Origin of the sequence: Paenibacillus lupini (assembly GCF_011761355.1) — a bacterium.
In the GTDB taxonomy this organism is placed as follows: domain Bacteria; phylum Bacillota; class Bacilli; order Paenibacillales; family Paenibacillaceae; genus Pristimantibacillus; species Pristimantibacillus lupini.
In genome coordinates this window covers 422,128-438,514 of record NZ_JAASRW010000002.1, presented here as the reverse complement: position 1 = coordinate 438,514, position 16,387 = coordinate 422,128, and the positions used below count along the sequence as shown (strand labels likewise).

At 50.7% G+C, this 16,387-nt stretch carries 12 protein-coding genes; 4 read left to right on the top strand and 8 right to left on the bottom strand.

Annotation, left to right across the window (positions count from 1 at the left end; genetic code table 11):
- Nucleotides 1-336 precede the first annotated feature (336 nt).
- The 6 genes from FHS17_RS07525 to FHS17_RS07500 form a co-directional block, all read right to left on the bottom strand.
- Nucleotides 337-1,377, bottom strand: a complete 1,041-nt coding sequence (locus FHS17_RS07525; RefSeq protein ID WP_167278180.1) for a substrate-binding domain-containing protein — start codon at nt 1,375-1,377, stop codon at nt 337-339.
- A gap of 91 nt (nt 1,378-1,468) precedes the next feature.
- A complete protein-coding gene (locus tag FHS17_RS07520) occupies nt 1,469-2,365 on the bottom strand; it encodes an ABC transporter ATP-binding protein (protein ID WP_167277464.1) in 897 nt (298 codons plus the stop codon).
- Between the two features lie 5 nt (nt 2,366-2,370).
- Complete coding sequence (locus FHS17_RS07515; RefSeq protein ID WP_167277462.1) at nt 2,371-5,241, bottom strand: ABC transporter permease; 2,871 nt, start codon at nt 5,239-5,241, stop codon at nt 2,371-2,373.
- A 32-nt stretch (nt 5,242-5,273) separates the two neighbouring features.
- Nucleotides 5,274-6,308, bottom strand: coding sequence for an efflux RND transporter periplasmic adaptor subunit (locus FHS17_RS07510; RefSeq protein ID WP_167277460.1), 1,035 nt, complete (start codon nt 6,306-6,308; stop codon nt 5,274-5,276).
- Nucleotides 6,280-6,993, bottom strand: coding sequence for an ABC transporter ATP-binding protein (locus FHS17_RS07505; RefSeq protein WP_167277458.1), 714 nt, complete (start codon nt 6,991-6,993; stop codon nt 6,280-6,282). The genes FHS17_RS07510 and FHS17_RS07505 overlap by 29 nt, the downstream gene beginning before the upstream one ends.
- A 772-nt stretch (nt 6,994-7,765) precedes the next feature.
- Nucleotides 7,766-10,351 (bottom strand): adenosylcobalamin-dependent ribonucleoside-diphosphate reductase, encoded by a 2,586-nt coding sequence (locus FHS17_RS07500; protein WP_167278179.1) that lies wholly within the window; start codon nt 10,349-10,351, stop codon nt 7,766-7,768.
- Between the two features lie 432 nt (nt 10,352-10,783).
- Here FHS17_RS07500 and FHS17_RS07495 point away from each other — a divergent pair, with 432 nt between their 5' ends.
- The 3 genes from FHS17_RS07495 to FHS17_RS07485 all read left to right on the top strand — a co-directional run bounded on the left by FHS17_RS07495 (nt 10,784) and on the right by FHS17_RS07485 (nt 14,542).
- A complete protein-coding gene (locus tag FHS17_RS07495; RefSeq protein WP_167278178.1) occupies nt 10,784-12,553 on the top strand; it encodes an SNF2-related protein in 1,770 nt (589 codons plus the stop codon).
- On the top strand, nt 12,550-13,485 hold the full coding sequence (locus tag FHS17_RS07490) for a YqhG family protein (RefSeq protein WP_167277456.1): 936 nt from the start codon (nt 12,550-12,552) through the stop codon (nt 13,483-13,485). Before FHS17_RS07495 ends, FHS17_RS07490 begins: the two co-directional genes overlap by 4 nt.
- 160 nt (nt 13,486-13,645) lie before the next feature.
- On the top strand, nt 13,646-14,542 hold the full coding sequence (locus tag FHS17_RS07485; protein ID WP_167277454.1) for a hypothetical protein: 897 nt from the start codon (nt 13,646-13,648) through the stop codon (nt 14,540-14,542).
- A 3-nt stretch (nt 14,543-14,545) separates the two neighbouring features.
- On the opposite strand, the gene FHS17_RS30465 is transcribed toward FHS17_RS07485, so the two are convergent.
- Complete coding sequence (locus tag FHS17_RS30465) at nt 14,546-14,842, bottom strand: YqzE family protein (RefSeq protein WP_243865234.1); 297 nt, start codon at nt 14,840-14,842, stop codon at nt 14,546-14,548.
- A gap of 52 nt (nt 14,843-14,894) precedes the next feature.
- Here FHS17_RS30465 and FHS17_RS07475 point away from each other — a divergent pair, with 52 nt between their 5' ends.
- Nucleotides 14,895-15,587, top strand: coding sequence for an N-acetylmuramoyl-L-alanine amidase family protein (locus FHS17_RS07475; protein ID WP_167278176.1), 693 nt, complete (start codon nt 14,895-14,897; stop codon nt 15,585-15,587).
- Here FHS17_RS07475 and FHS17_RS07470 read toward each other — a convergent pair.
- Entirely contained in the window at nt 15,552-16,361 is an 810-nt protein-coding gene (locus tag FHS17_RS07470) for a divergent polysaccharide deacetylase family protein (protein ID WP_167277452.1), read from the bottom strand. The two genes, FHS17_RS07475 and FHS17_RS07470, sit on opposite strands and share 36 nt — an antisense overlap.
- Nucleotides 16,362-16,387 lie beyond the last annotated feature (26 nt).

Here is a 16,387-nt window from a genome sequence, read left to right as displayed (position 1 = left end):
ATACGCAGCGGCCAAATCCCCCGAAGTAACCGTTTACAATTTGCCGATTCAGGCTTTCATCACCACCATAATTTTGTGATGTTTGCAAAACAATCATAACACCGACACCTATTACCGTCAATTACCATAACAGGAAAACTCCTATTTTTGTTTTCTATTTGTTATTATTTTGTTTGGTTATGCTGTCTAAACAACATTACCATTTTTTCCAAGAAACAATTTAGCCCTGATGCAACTCCTTTTGATACCTTTTAACTGGACAAAAAAAATCGACACACCGGCTCGCCGAGTATCGATTCGTTATGGTAATTGGTATACGAATTCCTTAAAGGCGCGTCATTCAGATGCCGCTACGCTATCCCGCGTATAAGCATATTGCTCGCGAATAATCGGATCGCCTTGAATGAGTTTTTTCTCGGCCGCCGATTCTGGATTCGCAATACGCCATAGCATCTGGTCGACCGCACGCATTCCCAGCAGCTCTTTATTGACGTTGACCGTTCCGAGGATCGGATGGGTATCGAATGTATTGTCGAAGCCCGTCACCGCACAATCACCCGGTACGCTGATATTCCGCTTGCCGAGTTCATCGACCAGGTATTGGGCAGTCGTGTCGTTGGAGCAGACAAACACCTCAGGCAACTCCTTCAGTTCAAGCTGCGGGAACAATTTATACATGTCGTTTCCATCCGGTCCGATCAATAGCGGGTCTTGATTTAACGCAATCCCGTAGCTTTCAAGAGTTGTCCGGAATGCCAGCCATCTCTCAAAATAACTTTGGGCATCCGATATATTGCCGACGAACTGAAATTTGCGGTAACCCTTGCTGACAAGTTTCGTCATCAAATTCTGCATGCAGCTGAAGTTATCCGTGAACACCGTATCGCATGGGAATGCGGGATCTATATGATCGACCATGACGACGGGTATATTCAAACGACCGATATCGAGTAAAATCGGCGTGGATATCGACCCGACCGTGATGACGCCCTGGATCGCTTCCGGCTTGACGAGCGCAAATACATGATCGTGAGACGGCTCGGTCAATGTCATGATATCGATGCCCTGCTGATTAAGCCTTGCCGATATGCCGTCGAATACGGGCCCCCAATAGACGGATTCCTTGTTCTGATAGCGTATATTAGGAAATAGAATGACAATGGTTCCCGACCGTTTTCGGTCGGCATGCTCTTGCATTTCGCCGGCAAAACGCTTCGGCTCGTTATTCTTGAAATAGCCGAGCTGCCCGGCCACCTTATATATCATCTCCCGCGTTGCCGCGCTGACGCCTGCTTTTCCAGTAAGCGCGCGCGACACCGCGAACTTCGATACACCCGCCATGTCGGCAATTTCTTGAATCGTTACTTTCCCTCTCATGATCAATCATCCAATCCGACTAATTTTCGTAGGTTCTGCCAACTCCTCTTCCCTATAATAGCAGAAAATTTGTCGAAGAAAATGCTGTCTCTCACATTTTCCCATGACTTTCGCGGGATGCCGGAAGAAGCACAATCTTGTCTTCATCCAGCCGCAGTAGTACTTTATCCGCGTTTTTCGCTCCGACAGCCTCTAGGTAATGTTCCGGAACCTGGATGCGCCCGGTACGGTCCATGACGGCATACTCAATATGTGTGTTATCCGATTCGCCTTCCCCGCCTGACCATTCGCTTCCTTGCGCCTCGTCCGCTCGGCGGATCATCTCCGACGAGGTTCGACCGTCGCGGATGGCTACGACGCGTTCGACTTGCCTCGCGAGATCGAGATCGTGCGTGACGATAACGATCGTAAGTCCATAATCGGCATTCAGGCGGCGCAGCAGCTCCATCATCTGAGCCGACGTGCGCGTGTCGAGAGCGCCGGTCGGCTCGTCGGCCAGCAGCAGCTTCGGACGGTTCGCTAACGCTATCGCAATCGCGATCCTCTGCTGCTCGCCTCCGGACAGCTCCTCGAGTCGGTTATTGAGGCGGTGGCCAAGCCCCACCGCCTCAAGCAATTCGACGGAGCGCTTGCGCTTTTGCTTCCGGTCATGCAGGAGCATCGGAATTTCGACATTTTCTCTTGCCGTTAAGTAAGGAATCAGATTCCGGCCTTTATTCTGCCAGACAAAGCCGACCGTCTCGCGCTTATAGCGCGAAAGCTCTTTATCCGTCAGCTTCTGCATGTTGATGCCGTCGATCGTCAGCCTTCCCGCGGACGGCCGATCCAGTCCCCCCAGCATATTAAGAAGCGTCGACTTGCCGCTGCCGGAATTGCCGATGATCGCCATCAGCTCGCCTTGCTTAACGTGCAGATTCAATCCCTGAAGCGCCATGACTTCGATATCGGCCGTCTTGTAAATTTTCACAAGGTTCTCGCATGTGATCATCGCTATCAATCATCCCCCAATTTGACCGCTTGATAGATGTTCATTCGCTTCAGCAACCAGGCGAGTATGACCAGCGCTGCGGCGAGCATCAGGCACGTCGCGGCCGCAAGCCGGACGATGTCGGCACTTCCTGTGATCACGTCAAACGGCGGCACGATTTTCCCGACATCGAAAGAAAGCTGATAGAGCGGCACGAAGATTCGGCATGCGGCAAGGCCCGTTGCGATTGCAATCAGGAAACCCGCCCCCGTCGTCAACAACTGCTCGAAGACGAGCATGCCGAGAAGCTGCCGGAACGAAATGCCCATCGCCCGGTAGATACCAAGCTGCAGCATGCGTCCTTGCAGCGACAAGAGCCAGAAGAGCATGAAGCCGATGAAGCTGATAACGAGCGATACGATAAAGCCCAGACTCATGACACCGTTAATCGCCATTCGGAACGGATCGAGGCGGCTCTGAGCTATCTCGCCGATCGTGTCCTCGAACTTCTCAAGCGCAATGCCATTTTCTTCGACCGCTTGTAGTAGTTTCTGGCGGTCCGCCCCCGGCGCAAGCTTGATCCATGCATCGTAGGGTTCCATCGCCAGCTCGTTTTGAATCTTCTCGAGATGGCCGATGATCAGCATCGGATTCCGGTTATCCTGCGTTTCCTCGACAGAGGCGGGATTCGGATTAAAGGTCGGAAAATAGTCAATGATTCCGTAGACGATGAACCGCGTCGGTCGCAGCCCTTCCCAGCCAATGTCCATAACATCGCCGACCTGCGCCCCGTAATAATCGGCCGCCGTTTTTGATATCAGCACCGCATTTGCGTCGGGCGCGATAAGGTTCAAATACGCATAGAAGTGATTAGGCAGCAGACCCTCCTTCATCCAAGCGGCTTTGCCAAATGCGTCGGTATCGATGCCCATCAGCCGAACCTTGCCGCTCTTGTTGCCGAGCCATGCTTCCGATTCCTCCTTGACGAACACTTTCGCCGCCTGCTCGACGCCGGGAAGCCGTTCAATCAATTCGAACGGCGGCTCCAAATAGTTGATCCGGGCAGCCTTTGCAGCCTGTTGATTTTCTTGACCGGCCTGACCGGGCGCGGGTGGCGGCGGGGCGTCGCTTTGCCAATGCTGGCGCAGCACGATGTCGCTGCCCTTCGCATACCAGATCTGGTCCTCCATGTTGCCGTTAATCGTGCGCGCCGTGTTCGCGTTATAAATACCCGTACCAATCGTCAGGACTAGGAAAACCATCAGTCCATGGTAAAGGCGATTGCGCCGGCTGACCAGCAGCAGCGTGGAATACAGCTGCGGCGACCATCGCTTTCGGCCGAGCCGATAAAGGAATGATACGATGAGCGGGTATGCGCGAATGAGCAGCAGGCTCGCTCCGAGAATGAAGAGTGTCGGCACCGTATAGAGCAGCGGATCCGCCGATAGTGATTTTCCGTCCAGTCCAAGCTTAACCAGATCGCGCATTCGCTGACTGTATACGTAGTATCCATAGAACGAGAGGCACAACAGAACGATGTCCAGGCCGAAAGTCTGCCATTTCGGACGTTTCCCCTCGCGGGCTTTCGCACGATTCTGGTCGACAATCGAATCGCCAGTCGCCAAGAAGACAGGGACCAGGCCTAGAATCCAGGAGACAATCGCAGCTCCAGCGGCGTACAGCCAGCTTTCGGCGGATATCTGTACCTCCAGCGCGCCACGGTCCACGAAGCTTAGGAACGTGCTGGTCGAACCGAGCATCCGCGTAAACGCCGCCCCCAAGGCGGGGCCGGCTGCAAGCGCGAATACAGCGATAAGTCCAAGCTCCATCGCGTAGATGGACATGATATGCCGCCTTGTCGCTCCGCGGCTGCGGAGCACGGCGATCTCGGACTTCTGCCTTTCGATCAGCATTCCCATGACCATATAGAGGTAGAAGCCGATCAGAATAAAAAGTGGCACGTTGAGCGACCAAAGCAAATTGCGAAGCGTCTGTTCCCGGTCGGCATAGGCGGTCATCGCTTCACTGCCGGGTACCCACACCGACGAGCTGACGGAGAAACTGTAGTTCCCCATCATGTCGGCAGCCATGTTTAATTTAAGATCAATCATAAATTCGGCTGTTGGGATATCGAACCTCGTATAATCAGCCGCTGCAAGCGACCCGATCTTCGAGAGGACGAACGGACCTTCTTGCGCGAAATCGCGGCTGAACAATTCCTCCGGCAGAAACAGCGTATTGCGCTCGGGACCGAGGCTTGCGCGGCTCCAATAAACATCGCTCAAATCGCTCTCCGCGATGACAGCGACAGGCTTTACGCGAATGGCTTTCCGGTCCTTCCTCGGATCGTCGATGATATACTCCTGGCCTAGCAGCATCTTCAGCTCGACGAGCGCGTTGTCCGTAACCATCACTTCATATACGCCGTTCACCGGCTCCTTCTTGGGGAGAACGCCGTCTACGACCCGCACCTTGTCTTCGAGTCCGGTACGGGCGGCAAATTTGGCCGAACGCTTCTCCTCCGCGTTGATGCGCGAAGGGTCGGCCGGCGTAAGCGCGAAACGGACGGTTTCCATGATCCGCTGATCGAGCAGAAGCTTCAAACCCCCGCCCTTAATGTGGGAAGCCCAGTACGAGGCCAGCTGATTCATAATAGCAGCTTGAATTTTAGGATCGTCGTCGCGCATCGTAATGTCGATGGAGACGACGCCAGGATGATTGCCCGTTTCCGCGTAGCCGTGGTCCATATCTTGGACCAGCATATAACGGAGCACGGCGTTTTTATAAATCGGCATGCTGGATGTCAGCGCGATGCAGCACAGCATGCCCGCGAGCAGACTGGCAGCTAGCCAGCGGTTTCTTGCCAGCTTGCGGAACAACATGATGAGAACGGACATGGCCTAACGCTCCCCCGTTTCCTTACGTGAACTTACTGCAAAATGATCTTCATGCCATCCTCGACGCCCTGGACGATCTCAACCTCGGTCGCGGTATCAAGGCCGGTCTCGATATCGAGCTCCCTGCGGCGTTCACCGTCGAGCACCTGCACGAAGGTACGGCCGAAATAGGTGCGCACGCCGGCCTTCGGTACGACGATCACGTTATCCCGCCGCGCGGCGACGATTGTGACGTCGGCCATCTTGCCCAGCGCTGCGCCTTCAGGCAAGCTTTCCAGTTCGACATATAACGTCCGGGAATATTCCTCGCGCAGCCTGTCGTCATCCGTCTGCGGAGCGGAGGCGGGAGTTTGTGTCACTTTGCCCGCATACACCTGGCCTTGGAACATCGCTTCAGCCTTCATGCCGACTTTAATGTCTGCCAGCACAGGGTTATTGGTCGCCGTCAATGCCAGCCGCATGCCCGATGGATCAGCGATCGCCGCCAGCACGCGGCCTGGCTCCGTCCGATCGCCCGGCATCAGGTCGGTGAAATAGGAGACGATGCCGTCTGCGTCCGCCTTGATCACCGAGGCAGAAGCCTTCTCTTTCGTCTTCTCGAACATTAACTCTGCCAGCTTATAATCGAGCCGCGCGATCTTGGCTTGCCTCTGGTTGCCGCTTCTAACCGCTTCTTCCAGAGCAAGCAGCTTTCGTTCGTATTCCAGTTCCTTCTGCATCAGCTCAATATCGATGCCCTCATTCTCCAATGTCACGAGAACGTCGCCTTTCTTGACGGCGGTTCCCGCCCTTACGCTGACGCTTTCGATTACGCCGCTATCCTTAAATTGATAATAGTCCACCTTGGTCGGCACGAACGTGCCCGAACCCGTAACCTGCCTTGTGATGCTGCCCAGCTTAGCGTCAACCGTCCGGGCTTCGGTCTGCGCCGGCTTGACGAGCGGGGGCTTCAGCGGAGATTGCTCCTGCGGCAGCAGGCTGCAGCCACTAGACACGGCGGCGGTTGCGACCAGCAAGACGAGCACACTTAAGCGGCGGTTATACCTCCTTGCTGCTTTCCGTTCCAATTCGACCATCCTCCAATGCATATACGTCGTCGACCAGTTCCATAATGTGCGGGTCGTGCGTTGTCATGACAATAGCGATTCCCTGAGTCCGGACAAGCTCGCGGAATACCTCCATAACCTGTTTGCCCATTCTCGAATCCAATTCTGCCGTCGGTTCGTCGGCCAGAATGAGTTGTGGCTTGTGTGCGATTGCGCGGGCAATTGCCGTCCGCTGCTGCTCGCCGCCTGAGAGCTCTGGAGGCATATGATGCATGCGGCTGGCCAACCCGACGAATGAGAGTGCCTGTTCGGCCAGCTTTTTCCACTCGGTAGACGGGACGCCGGCGATGCGAAGGCTGAACTCGACATTCTCGTAAGCCGTCATATGAGGAACAAGAGCGAAGGATTGGAAGATAAGTCCGATTTCACGCTTACGCATCTCATTCTTCTGTTGATCGGTCATCCGGCTGCCGTCTCTGCCGCTGTAAAATACGGTGCCTTCGGTTGGAGAGTCAAGCGCGGCCATAATATTGAGCAGTGTCGTCTTGCCTGATCCGGAGCGTCCCTTCAAGGCGATCAACCGGCCCTGACCAACGCTGAGCGTCGCGCCTTTGAGCGCATATACCATGCCGTCTCCCTTGCCGAATACCCGTGTGACGCTGCGCGCTTCGAGCAGCGTCAATGCGGGATTCTCCATCCCGTTCATCTCCCCACCTCCATAAGTCAGTTGCGGCGATGATTGGCTTTCGTGTGCCGCAATCCCATGCATGCGCTTACATTATTATCATAACAAATCGCGAATGAAGCGCAATGATTTTTATTTAGAATAAACATTTTGTTATGATAATTTTTCAAGCATACTCACTTCCTCCATCCTCTAAAACAGGCTCAAATACGCGTGAATCAACTAAATTCACTTGTTTATCGCGTCGCGTTATAAGATACATCGTCGTCTCCCTCAGCAAACGACAGCCTAACTTAACAAAACATTTGATTGATCTTCAGCAACTTCCGTGTTCGCAATAAAGACAAACATTTTGTCTAACTAGAAAGCCTGCTATATGAAAACCGCTTAATCTATGTAAATTGCGGGTTTATAATAAACCCTATAAACTCTCGATTTTGACGAGTATACGCACAGAAAGAAGAGCGGGTCAAAGACCCGCTCCGATTTTAGAGAATTTTTAATTAGCGATTTCACTACTCTTCTTCCAGCCACAAAATCGTTCGTCTGCTGGCAAGCTATAGATACCTTAACATCGTATCAAGAACAGCTACTCAATTGAGGGAACTCCCACATATAAGATAATAAAAACTTTATTTATATTCTCTATTCCTGCCTGCGGCTGATTGACGCAGGCTTTTTGTTTGCCTCTATCCTGCAACCGCGAACAAATACGCAGCAAAAAAGCCGCATGACTGCGGCCTTTTTTAAACTATTATTTCACCGAATCAGAAGCCTTTGAGCTTACAAATTACTAGTTACACTTACTATACCCACAGTTGCTGCATTGTTTACATCCCTCTACGTTCAGCAAGGAAGCTGAACCACAAGACGGGCAAAGATCACGCGAGGTTACCTCGCCATGATTATGCGAATCAACTGCAGCAGGAGCTGGAGCAGCTGCCAACGCAGGTGCAGCTTTCACTGGCTCATAAGCTGCCGCCTGCTCATTTGTGCTTTCGATATGAATCTCAAGTGCCTTCGCAACCGCGTCGGCGATCGATTCAACACGATTCGCTCCAAATCCGATAGCGCCTGTGCCGCCAATGCCTTTAAGATGCTTGATCAAGAGCTTCACTTTGTTACCATGATCACCATAACGGAGGAACAAGGAGCAGACACGGCCAAGCGCTTCGGCCATCGCAAACACGTCAGATCCCGCTTTGCCTACGTTCAGGAAGATCTCACCTGGAATACCGTTCAGATCATTAATCGTAATATAAGCCATGCCGAATGGCGTATTTACTTTATAGGTTGCGCCGCGTAAAATTTGCGGACGGCGTTTGTATTGCTTGTCAAAGTCCTGCTCCGCTTGAGGCGTGACTTTCGCATTCAAAGTCGTGTTAAGAGACTCGAGTGAATCTTGATCCTCTATCGTCTCAACTGCTGCAGCTGCTTCACCTGACGCATCCGACTTGTCATCCTTCTTCGTCGACAACACCTGTACATCACGGCTGCCATCTCGGTAGATCGTTACACCTTTACAGCCAAGATCAAACGCGAGCTCATACAGCTCTTTTGTTTCTTCGACCGTAAAGTCGCTTGGACAGTTCGCCGTCTTCGAGATCGAGCTGTCTACCCAGCGCTGAATTGCCGCTTGAGCTCGGATATGATCCTTCGCGGACAAATCCATTGCCGTTACGAAGTAATCCGGCAGCTCCTCACCCGGATGCGCATCCTTCCAGGCTTGCGCGATTGGCACGAGCTGCTTGTCGAAGCCAAGGCGGCTTTGACGGAAGTATTCGAAAGCGAAGTACGGCTCGATGCCTGTAGAAGTGCCTACCATCGTACCCGTGCTGCCTGTTGGCGCTTGAGTGATGACGGTAACGTTACGGATTCCTTTTGCCAGAACCGCTTCTCCCACTTCAGGGAACTCCGACACCATGTTTTTCATAAAGCCGCTTTGCAGGAATTTCTCAGCATCAAAGGCTTCGAACGAACCTTTCTCTGCTGCAATCTCAGCAGAAGCCAGATACGCTTCGCGTGCCATAAATCCATATATTTTATCGAGGAACAGTAGCGATTCTGGACTGCCGTAACGGATGCCAAGCTTGATCATCAGCTCAGCAAGTCCCATTGAACCAAGGCCTACGCGGCGCTCGAGCTTCTGGTTCCTCTCGTTCTCTTCAAAGTGATAAGGTGTTGTATCAATAACATTATCCAGGAAACGTACCGACCACTGAGTAACCTTCGCCAGCTCATCCCAATCCACCTCATGCTTGCCTTCATCATAGAACTTGGACAAGTTAATCGCCGAAAGATTGCAGACACCCCAGCCTGGAAGACCTTGCTCGCCACATGGATTTGTACAAATAATCGGGTTGAAGTACCAGCTGTTCGACATCTGGTTGTAGTATTCCATGAAGACAACGCCAGGTTCAGCTGATTTCCATGCCGACTCGATAATCGTATGCCACACTTCACGTGCACGAACTGTTTTGTAAGGAACAACTCGCTTACCAAGCTTCTTCCATGCGTCGAGGTCACCTGTCCAAAGCTCATCATATTCAGGATCTTTAGTATCTGGGAACACAAGCTCCCACTCCAGATCTTCCTTCACAGCCTTCATGAAGCCATTGCTGACACAGACCGACAGGTTGGCATTGGTCACTTGACCCATCGTTTGTTTCACTGTAATGAAATCAAGTACATCCGGATGCCAGTCGTTAATCATCAGCATCAACGCGCCTCTGCGGCTGCCGCCCTGCTCGATCAATCCAGTTGTATAACTGAACAAACCACCCCAGGAAACAGCGCCACTCGACGAACCGTTAACACCTGCTACGATTGCGCGGCGAGGACGAAGCGAAGATAAGTTAATGCCAACCCCGCCTCCACGAGCCATAATTTCCGTCATTTCAGAGAGCGTCGTCATAATCCCGCCGCGGCTGTCCTTTGGCGATGGAATAACGTAGCAGTTAAACAGTGTCAATTCTTCACTTGCACCTGCCCCTGCCGCAATACGACCGCCAGGCACCAGCTTCCAATCATCTAGAATATGACGGAAGCGTTCTTTCCAGAGCTGCTGCTTCTCTTTCCCTGATTCTGCACCAGACATCGCACCTGCGAGACGGTCCCACATTTCCTCAGGTGTCTTTTCTATTGTAAGCGTGAGTTTCTCCACGCTGGTTGTCATCGTATCTCCGCTTCTAAGCTTTACCGTTACTTCAGATCCATTTCGTTCAATCACTTCTCCAACCTCTTTGGCCGGAAATTTCGGATCGTCCTTCGTCAGGACCAGAACTACATCCCCTACTGCTGTTTTACTTGTATCGGCATTTTTCCAAGCATAGCGATCCAAAAATATCTTCTCGCTAAGGCCTTCCAATTTCCGCGTCATTACCACGATTGGTCCTTCCTCCCATGTCCCCTTATACTGCTTTGCACACCTTTTTATTGTATGAACCGGGCACCATATATTGTGTGTACTGATCATTATACTATACTACATATCGGTATACACCCCAATTTTCACCTATTTCACCGCTATTCTGCGCTTACATCGCCTATTCTCTTTCTATTGCTTGTCTTCTCCCTAATTTAGCTCGTTTTTTAGCATAGAGAAACGTCTTCATTTTCATCAAATATTTATATTTCACCATGAAGTGCATGCGGCTTCCTCCAAAGTTCGACACTTGCTTGTTAAGAATGATTGAAAAAGGCCATACTAGTGACAATTCTCTCTAATTGCTGGAAATCGAAAGGAGCTGCCATCGTGACCTCTACTAATAACAATCAGGCAAATGCGAATCCCGCTTCTTCCGAGGACACCATAGTAAGGCGCAAACTGCATCCGCTTGTTGATCTGCAATGCGACCGTACCTGGTTCGACGAGCTGCAAAACCGTGTTGCCAAAAATGGACCTTGGGACGATTGGACGCTCTACCAATTATCGATGGAAGCCGAGCAGGCGAAGCGAGTCGAAAGCTTCGAGCAGCTGCAATGTCTGCGTTCATTGCCTTCCTTCGAACCAATGCCGCATCAGATCGATACGGCACGGAAGGTCGTACATGAAATGGGCGGGCGGGCGATTCTTGCCGATGAAGTTGGCCTAGGCAAAACCATAGAAGCTGGCCTCGTTATAAAAGAATACATGGTACGCGGTCTCGTCCGGCGAGCGCTTATTCTTGTTCCCGCTTCTCTTGTCCTCCAGTGGGTAAGAGAACTAAATTCGAAATTTGGCATCTCCGCCGTTGCCCAGAAGAAAGAGCATACGTGGCAATATGATGTCGTAGTCGCTTCCATTGATACGGCCAAGCGTGATCCACATCGCGATATAATTCTCGGCCAGGATTATGACCTGATCATCATTGACGAAGCACATAAGCTGAAAAACAAGAAGACAACAAACTATCAATTTGCACTGGAGCTTCGTAAAAAATATTGCCTCCTTCTAACCGCAACACCAATTCAGAACGATCTGGATGAGCTCTACAACTTGATTACGCTGCTGAAGCCCGGTCAGCTTGGCGGCCAAAGTGAATTCGCCGCGAATTTCGTTGTCGACAAGCGGCTTCCGAAGAACGAGGATCAGCTTCAGGACGCCTTGTCCTCCGTTATGATCCGCAACCGGCGGGGGGACGGCGGTATTTCGTTTACGAAACGTATCGTAAAAAATATCCCTCTTGAGCTGTCCACGGATGAAAAAGCTCTATATGACGCTGTCACAGCCTTCGTCAGAGACCGCTATAAGGAAGATGGCGTCGATATGATGAGTATGCTTCCGCTCGTCACGCTGCAGCGTGAAGTGTGCAGCAGCCGGGATGCGGTGTTTATTACGCTTGTTAATTTGTTTAAAAAGACTTCAGAGGATTCTCCCATCCGCCCGAAAATATGGGGGCTGATCGAGTTCATCAAACAGATCAAGGCCAATACAAAAGCCGAAAAAGTGATGGAGCTAGTCCAGCAAATTAATGATAAAGTGATTATCTTTACCGAGTATCGGGCGTCACAGGAATATTTGCTGCAGTTTTTCCGCTCCCACAATATATTGGCTGTACCATACCGGGGCGGTATGAACCGAGGCAAGAAGGATTGGATGATGGATTTGTTCCGCGGACGTGCCCAAATCTTAATTGCAACCGAAGCTGGCGGTGAAGGAATCAATCTTCAATTCTGTCACCATATGATCAACTTTGATCTGCCATGGAACCCAATGCGGGTTGAACAACGGATCGGCCGGGTGCACCGGCTTGGACAAACGGAAGATGTGAAGATATACAATCTGTGTACCCTTGGGACAATCGAAGAACATATCGTGAACCTGCTGCATGAGAAAATCAATCTGTTCGAGCTTGTTATTGGAGAATTGGATCATATTCTCGAGCGAATCGAGACCGATGCAGGTTCCATTGAGCAGCAGCTGGCGAAATTACTCCTTGAGTCCGGAGGCGATACTGCCCACCTGGAGCAGAAACTTAACCATCTTGGTTCAACCATTTCCAAACTTCGCGAAGAAGCCGACACGCCTGAGAAGCCACAGGGACCAACGATTCTAGCCCAGATGACCGCACTTGGCCAGAAAGTTGAGGTGAGACCGTGAATTCAAAGCAGGTCCATAAATACGTACAGCGTTTCCTAGAGGCAACGCAATGCTCCATTATTGAGAAGTCACCAGCTCATTTCACCGTTAAGCTCTCCCCTGCTGCTGATCGCGAGCTGACGAACCGTCCTTTCTATTGGAGCTTTGTTGATCGGACGGACACCGAGCCGGAGACGATGACCTATTTGTTCGTAACCGATAAGGAGAAATATGAAGAAATTCTGGCAACGCCAGCTCCGGCGCCAACGCAGGCCAGCTCTGCGGTTGATGCTGCGTTAAACCGTTCTTTTGGGTTCGTTAATAACAATCTGGCCAGCGGTGCACGCACGCCAAGAGAAGATCTATACTTTGGCTCTCGCAAGCTGGAGCAGCTGTTTGGAGCAGCCAAATCATCGGGCAGCTACGTCAATCTATTCCAGGAGCCTGAACGCCGGTCCAATACTCCTTTTCAATCAACTCCATACACAGCATGGTTAGGCGTTAACATGCGTGTCGAATTCGCCTGTGACCGGAAGCGCGAGGAGATACACAGCTATGGTGTCTCCCTCGCAACAGGCATGGTTGTCGAGAATTTCTATGACCGTTTGAAAAACCTGAAGCTGACACCAAGGCTCCCTTCCAATGTTCATTTAACAAGGAACGGACTGTCATATGCCAAAGCATTAGGAATCGTCGAGACTTCCCTCGAACGTAAACTGAAGGGATATGATTACAATTGGGCGGTTGATGCAGCTGCAAGGCTGGAGGAAGAGCTGGATCGCATTCGCCATTATTATGATCCCTTGGTTCAGCATGCAGCTGATGACGAGACTAAGGCAAAGGTAGAAGAACAATTCAATCAACGCCAGACGGAGATCAAATGGCAATATGAACCGCGGGTGACGGCTTCCGCCATTAACTGCGGTATTTTCCACCTGGAAGGTATTGAATAGAGTCATTCAGACGGCATTCGCAGGTTTACGCCAAAATTAGAACGTAATATAAGATGATGCCCGCGACAGGTTCCAACAGCCTTCTGCGGGCTTGTCCAATATAATTGGATCATGTCATTCAGAACGTAATTTATGTAGATTCAAGGAAAGGGTGTGCCTTATGCGTAAGTGGATTCGAAATACAACTATGGCCGCTTTAATCATGTCTACGTTCCTTTTCTCTGTTGCAGCTATACAAGCGGAAGATCTACCGCCTCCTATCTCTCAGGAAGAACAGCTCCAAACCACTGTTCGCGGCTGGATGGACGAGCTAGCGAAGCAGCCTGACTTCAATGATTGGGACAAGGCCGAATTTATCGTGCAGCCACTTGGTCCCGGAACGCATAGCTGGATTGCGATTGTGAAATCAAAGGAGAAATCTCTTGGTTATCTCGTTATTCAAGCGAAAAAAGATGGCGGTTTTGCCCTTGGAGAGTATGGAACGGGGGATTATCTGTTTGACCAGAACACGCTGCAGCAATCGCTGGTGCAGCTTGAACTTATCTCCTCTTTATCAGAGGCAAATGAAGCTTTGTATATCCATCCGTTATTTGCTGTGTGGCATATAAAAGGCGCTGCGGAGGATACTTATCTGGATGGTGCAAGCGGAGAATGGCTGCCGCTTCAGCAAGCAACGTGGAATAAAACAGCAAATGCAGAAGAAGAACTTGCCGCCAAGTATGCTTTGGAAGACGAAAAAGGAAATTCCATTGGCAGAGCTGTTCGAAGCCGTTCCTTTGATCCTTATAGCAGAATGCCATGGCTGACAGAGAAACCACTCGTGGCATCGGCGGATAACATAAGTATTGTCCTGAAGGCTTTAAGCTCCAAGGAGCCGCTCCGTTATGTTGCTGAGAGGTACAATAAGGAAATGCTGTATGTTTGGTCCGTTACCGGCTATCACAGCTGGGATGATAACGGTACTGTCTACGCCGCGCTGGAAACAGACGAGCTCGGCATCAGCAAAAGGTATATCCCCCTTAAGCTTCTTGCCGAGCTCGGATCATTTTACCATTAACGTTTAACGTTCCGAACGACCTCTCCACCATAACAATACACTAGTCGGCCCCCAGCCGAACCAGCGCGTCAGCCAATGTTCCCTTGTTGCCTTGGCTGACGCTTTGGCTTGCTTACGTTCATCTTTAGGCGTATCGATATAGTTCACAATTTCCACGGTCATATATTTAATCAGATCATGTCCATTTGCCATACAGATCACCTCAGGTGAATTATTTGTTACATAAAGTTTGCCCGAATTCGTCAAATCATAAACATGCATGAGTTTTCCTTCATTAAGCCACTCTATCGGTAGCTGCATGATATCGGCTTCCAGGCATGATGAAGGAGGAATCAAGTTGTTGTTCAAAATAATGCGAGTCCTGCTGATCGGATTAATTTGCTGTTCACAACCATTATCAGCTGCAGTACCCGAGGACGAGCAGCAGCTCACACAGGCTCCCGAAGATGGCTGGACAATGCCTTCAGCGGTTGTCTTAATTGATGCTGGACACGGAGGTATAGACGGCGGAGCAACGGCCGGTTCCACCTTGGAGAAGGACATTAATCTCGCCATTGCCCAGAAGCTGTACCTGCTGCTTAACAGCCAAGGTATCCCTGCCGTTCTGAATCGTACGGGAGATTATGCCTTAAGCGAAGATAACAGATGGCATTTAAGCAGATCCCGTCATAAACGTGATTTATCCCAGAGGCGCCAATTAACGGAGGAGATTGAGACGACAATGCTCGTCAGTTTGCATGTGAACTGGACGAGGGACAATTCCAAACATGGTCCAATTGTTCTTCATCAATCCTCCGGCGAAAGTGCATTACTCGCTTTTTGCATCCAAGATACACTGAATCGGCAGCAGCAGACCGCTTTTTATCCTAGGGAAGGCAAGCCATTCTATCTGCTTCGTCGTGTCGATCAGCCTGCAGTTATTGTTGAGATGGGTTTTATCAGCAACTCTGCAGATCGAACGATGCTCACTGATCCCCGTCAACAGCTTAAGATTGCAACCGCAATTGCTTCAGGGATTCGGCAGTATAAATGGATCACCCGATAAAGAAGGCAGCAGACTAGTCAGTTTAACGAATTGTACCTGGCCGTCTGATTGCATCGTTGGAATCGATGCCTTCAGGACGGCCGCCGTTTTTAAGCCGGACGGACCAACATGACCAATTACGATACAAGTTTCATGGGATTCCAGATGTTTTCTGGCAATTGTCATTTGTTTCGCGACATGCTGCTCCGTATATACATCATCGAGGAATACGTCGTTACCCAAAGCGGGTACACCAATCTCCTGTGTCACCTTAGGAACAACGGTCTTAAAGGTCGTACGGCTGTCCAGGAAGAACAGCCCCCTCTCCTTGCAGACGGTCAATACGATCCGCATAATCCGCTCATCAGCCGTAATTTTGGAGCCCATATGATTATTCATTCCAACGGCATAAGGCACATTATCAATTGCTTCCTCTACCCGCTTTCGAATCTCGGCATCACTGAGATCAGCCGTAATCGCTCCCGGGCCAAGCCAACTCTTAAGGCCTTTATTGGGTTCCATGGGCATATGGACGATAACATCATGGCCAAGCCGATGTGCTTCTTCCGCATCTTGCTTCGTCGTTGGCATAAAGGGCATAACCGCTACCGTAAACTTGACGGGCAGCTTCAACATCTCAGCAGTCCCGTTCATTCCGTTGCCGAAATCATCAATCACGATCGCAAATTGTCTCACCGTCTTATCCGGTTCTTCAGCAGCCATCGCTTGTCCGCTGCTGATTGGCAGCATGAGCAGTAATCCAAACATCCATATATTTAATATCTTTTTGTTCATGATATACACCCCTTAGCATCTCCTGT

Excerpts from the sequence above, each read along its gene's own strand:
- FHS17_RS07525 (WP_167278180.1), bottom strand. The coding sequence starts at position 1,377 with ATGAGAGGGAAAGTAACGATTCAAGAAATTGCCGACATGGCGGGTGTA.
- FHS17_RS07520 (WP_167277464.1), bottom strand. The coding sequence starts at position 2,365 with ATGATCACATGCGAGAACCTTGTGAAAATTTACAAGACGGCCGATATC.
- FHS17_RS07515 (WP_167277462.1), bottom strand. The coding sequence starts at position 5,241 with ATGTCCGTTCTCATCATGTTGTTCCGCAAGCTGGCAAGAAACCGCTGG.
- FHS17_RS07505 (WP_167277458.1), bottom strand. The coding sequence starts at position 6,993 with ATGAACGGGATGGAGAATCCCGCATTGACGCTGCTCGAAGCGCGCAGC.
- FHS17_RS07500 (WP_167278179.1), bottom strand. The coding sequence starts at position 10,351 with ATGACGCGGAAATTGGAAGGCCTTAGCGAGAAGATATTTTTGGATCGC.
- FHS17_RS07485 (WP_167277454.1), top strand. The coding sequence starts at position 13,646 with ATGCGTAAGTGGATTCGAAATACAACTATGGCCGCTTTAATCATGTCT.
- FHS17_RS30465 (WP_243865234.1), bottom strand. The coding sequence starts at position 14,842 with ATGCAGCTACCGATAGAGTGGCTTAATGAAGGAAAACTCATGCATGTT.
- FHS17_RS07475 (WP_167278176.1), top strand. The coding sequence starts at position 14,895 with ATGCGAGTCCTGCTGATCGGATTAATTTGCTGTTCACAACCATTATCA.
- FHS17_RS07470 (WP_167277452.1), bottom strand. The coding sequence starts at position 16,361 with ATGAACAAAAAGATATTAAATATATGGATGTTTGGATTACTGCTCATG.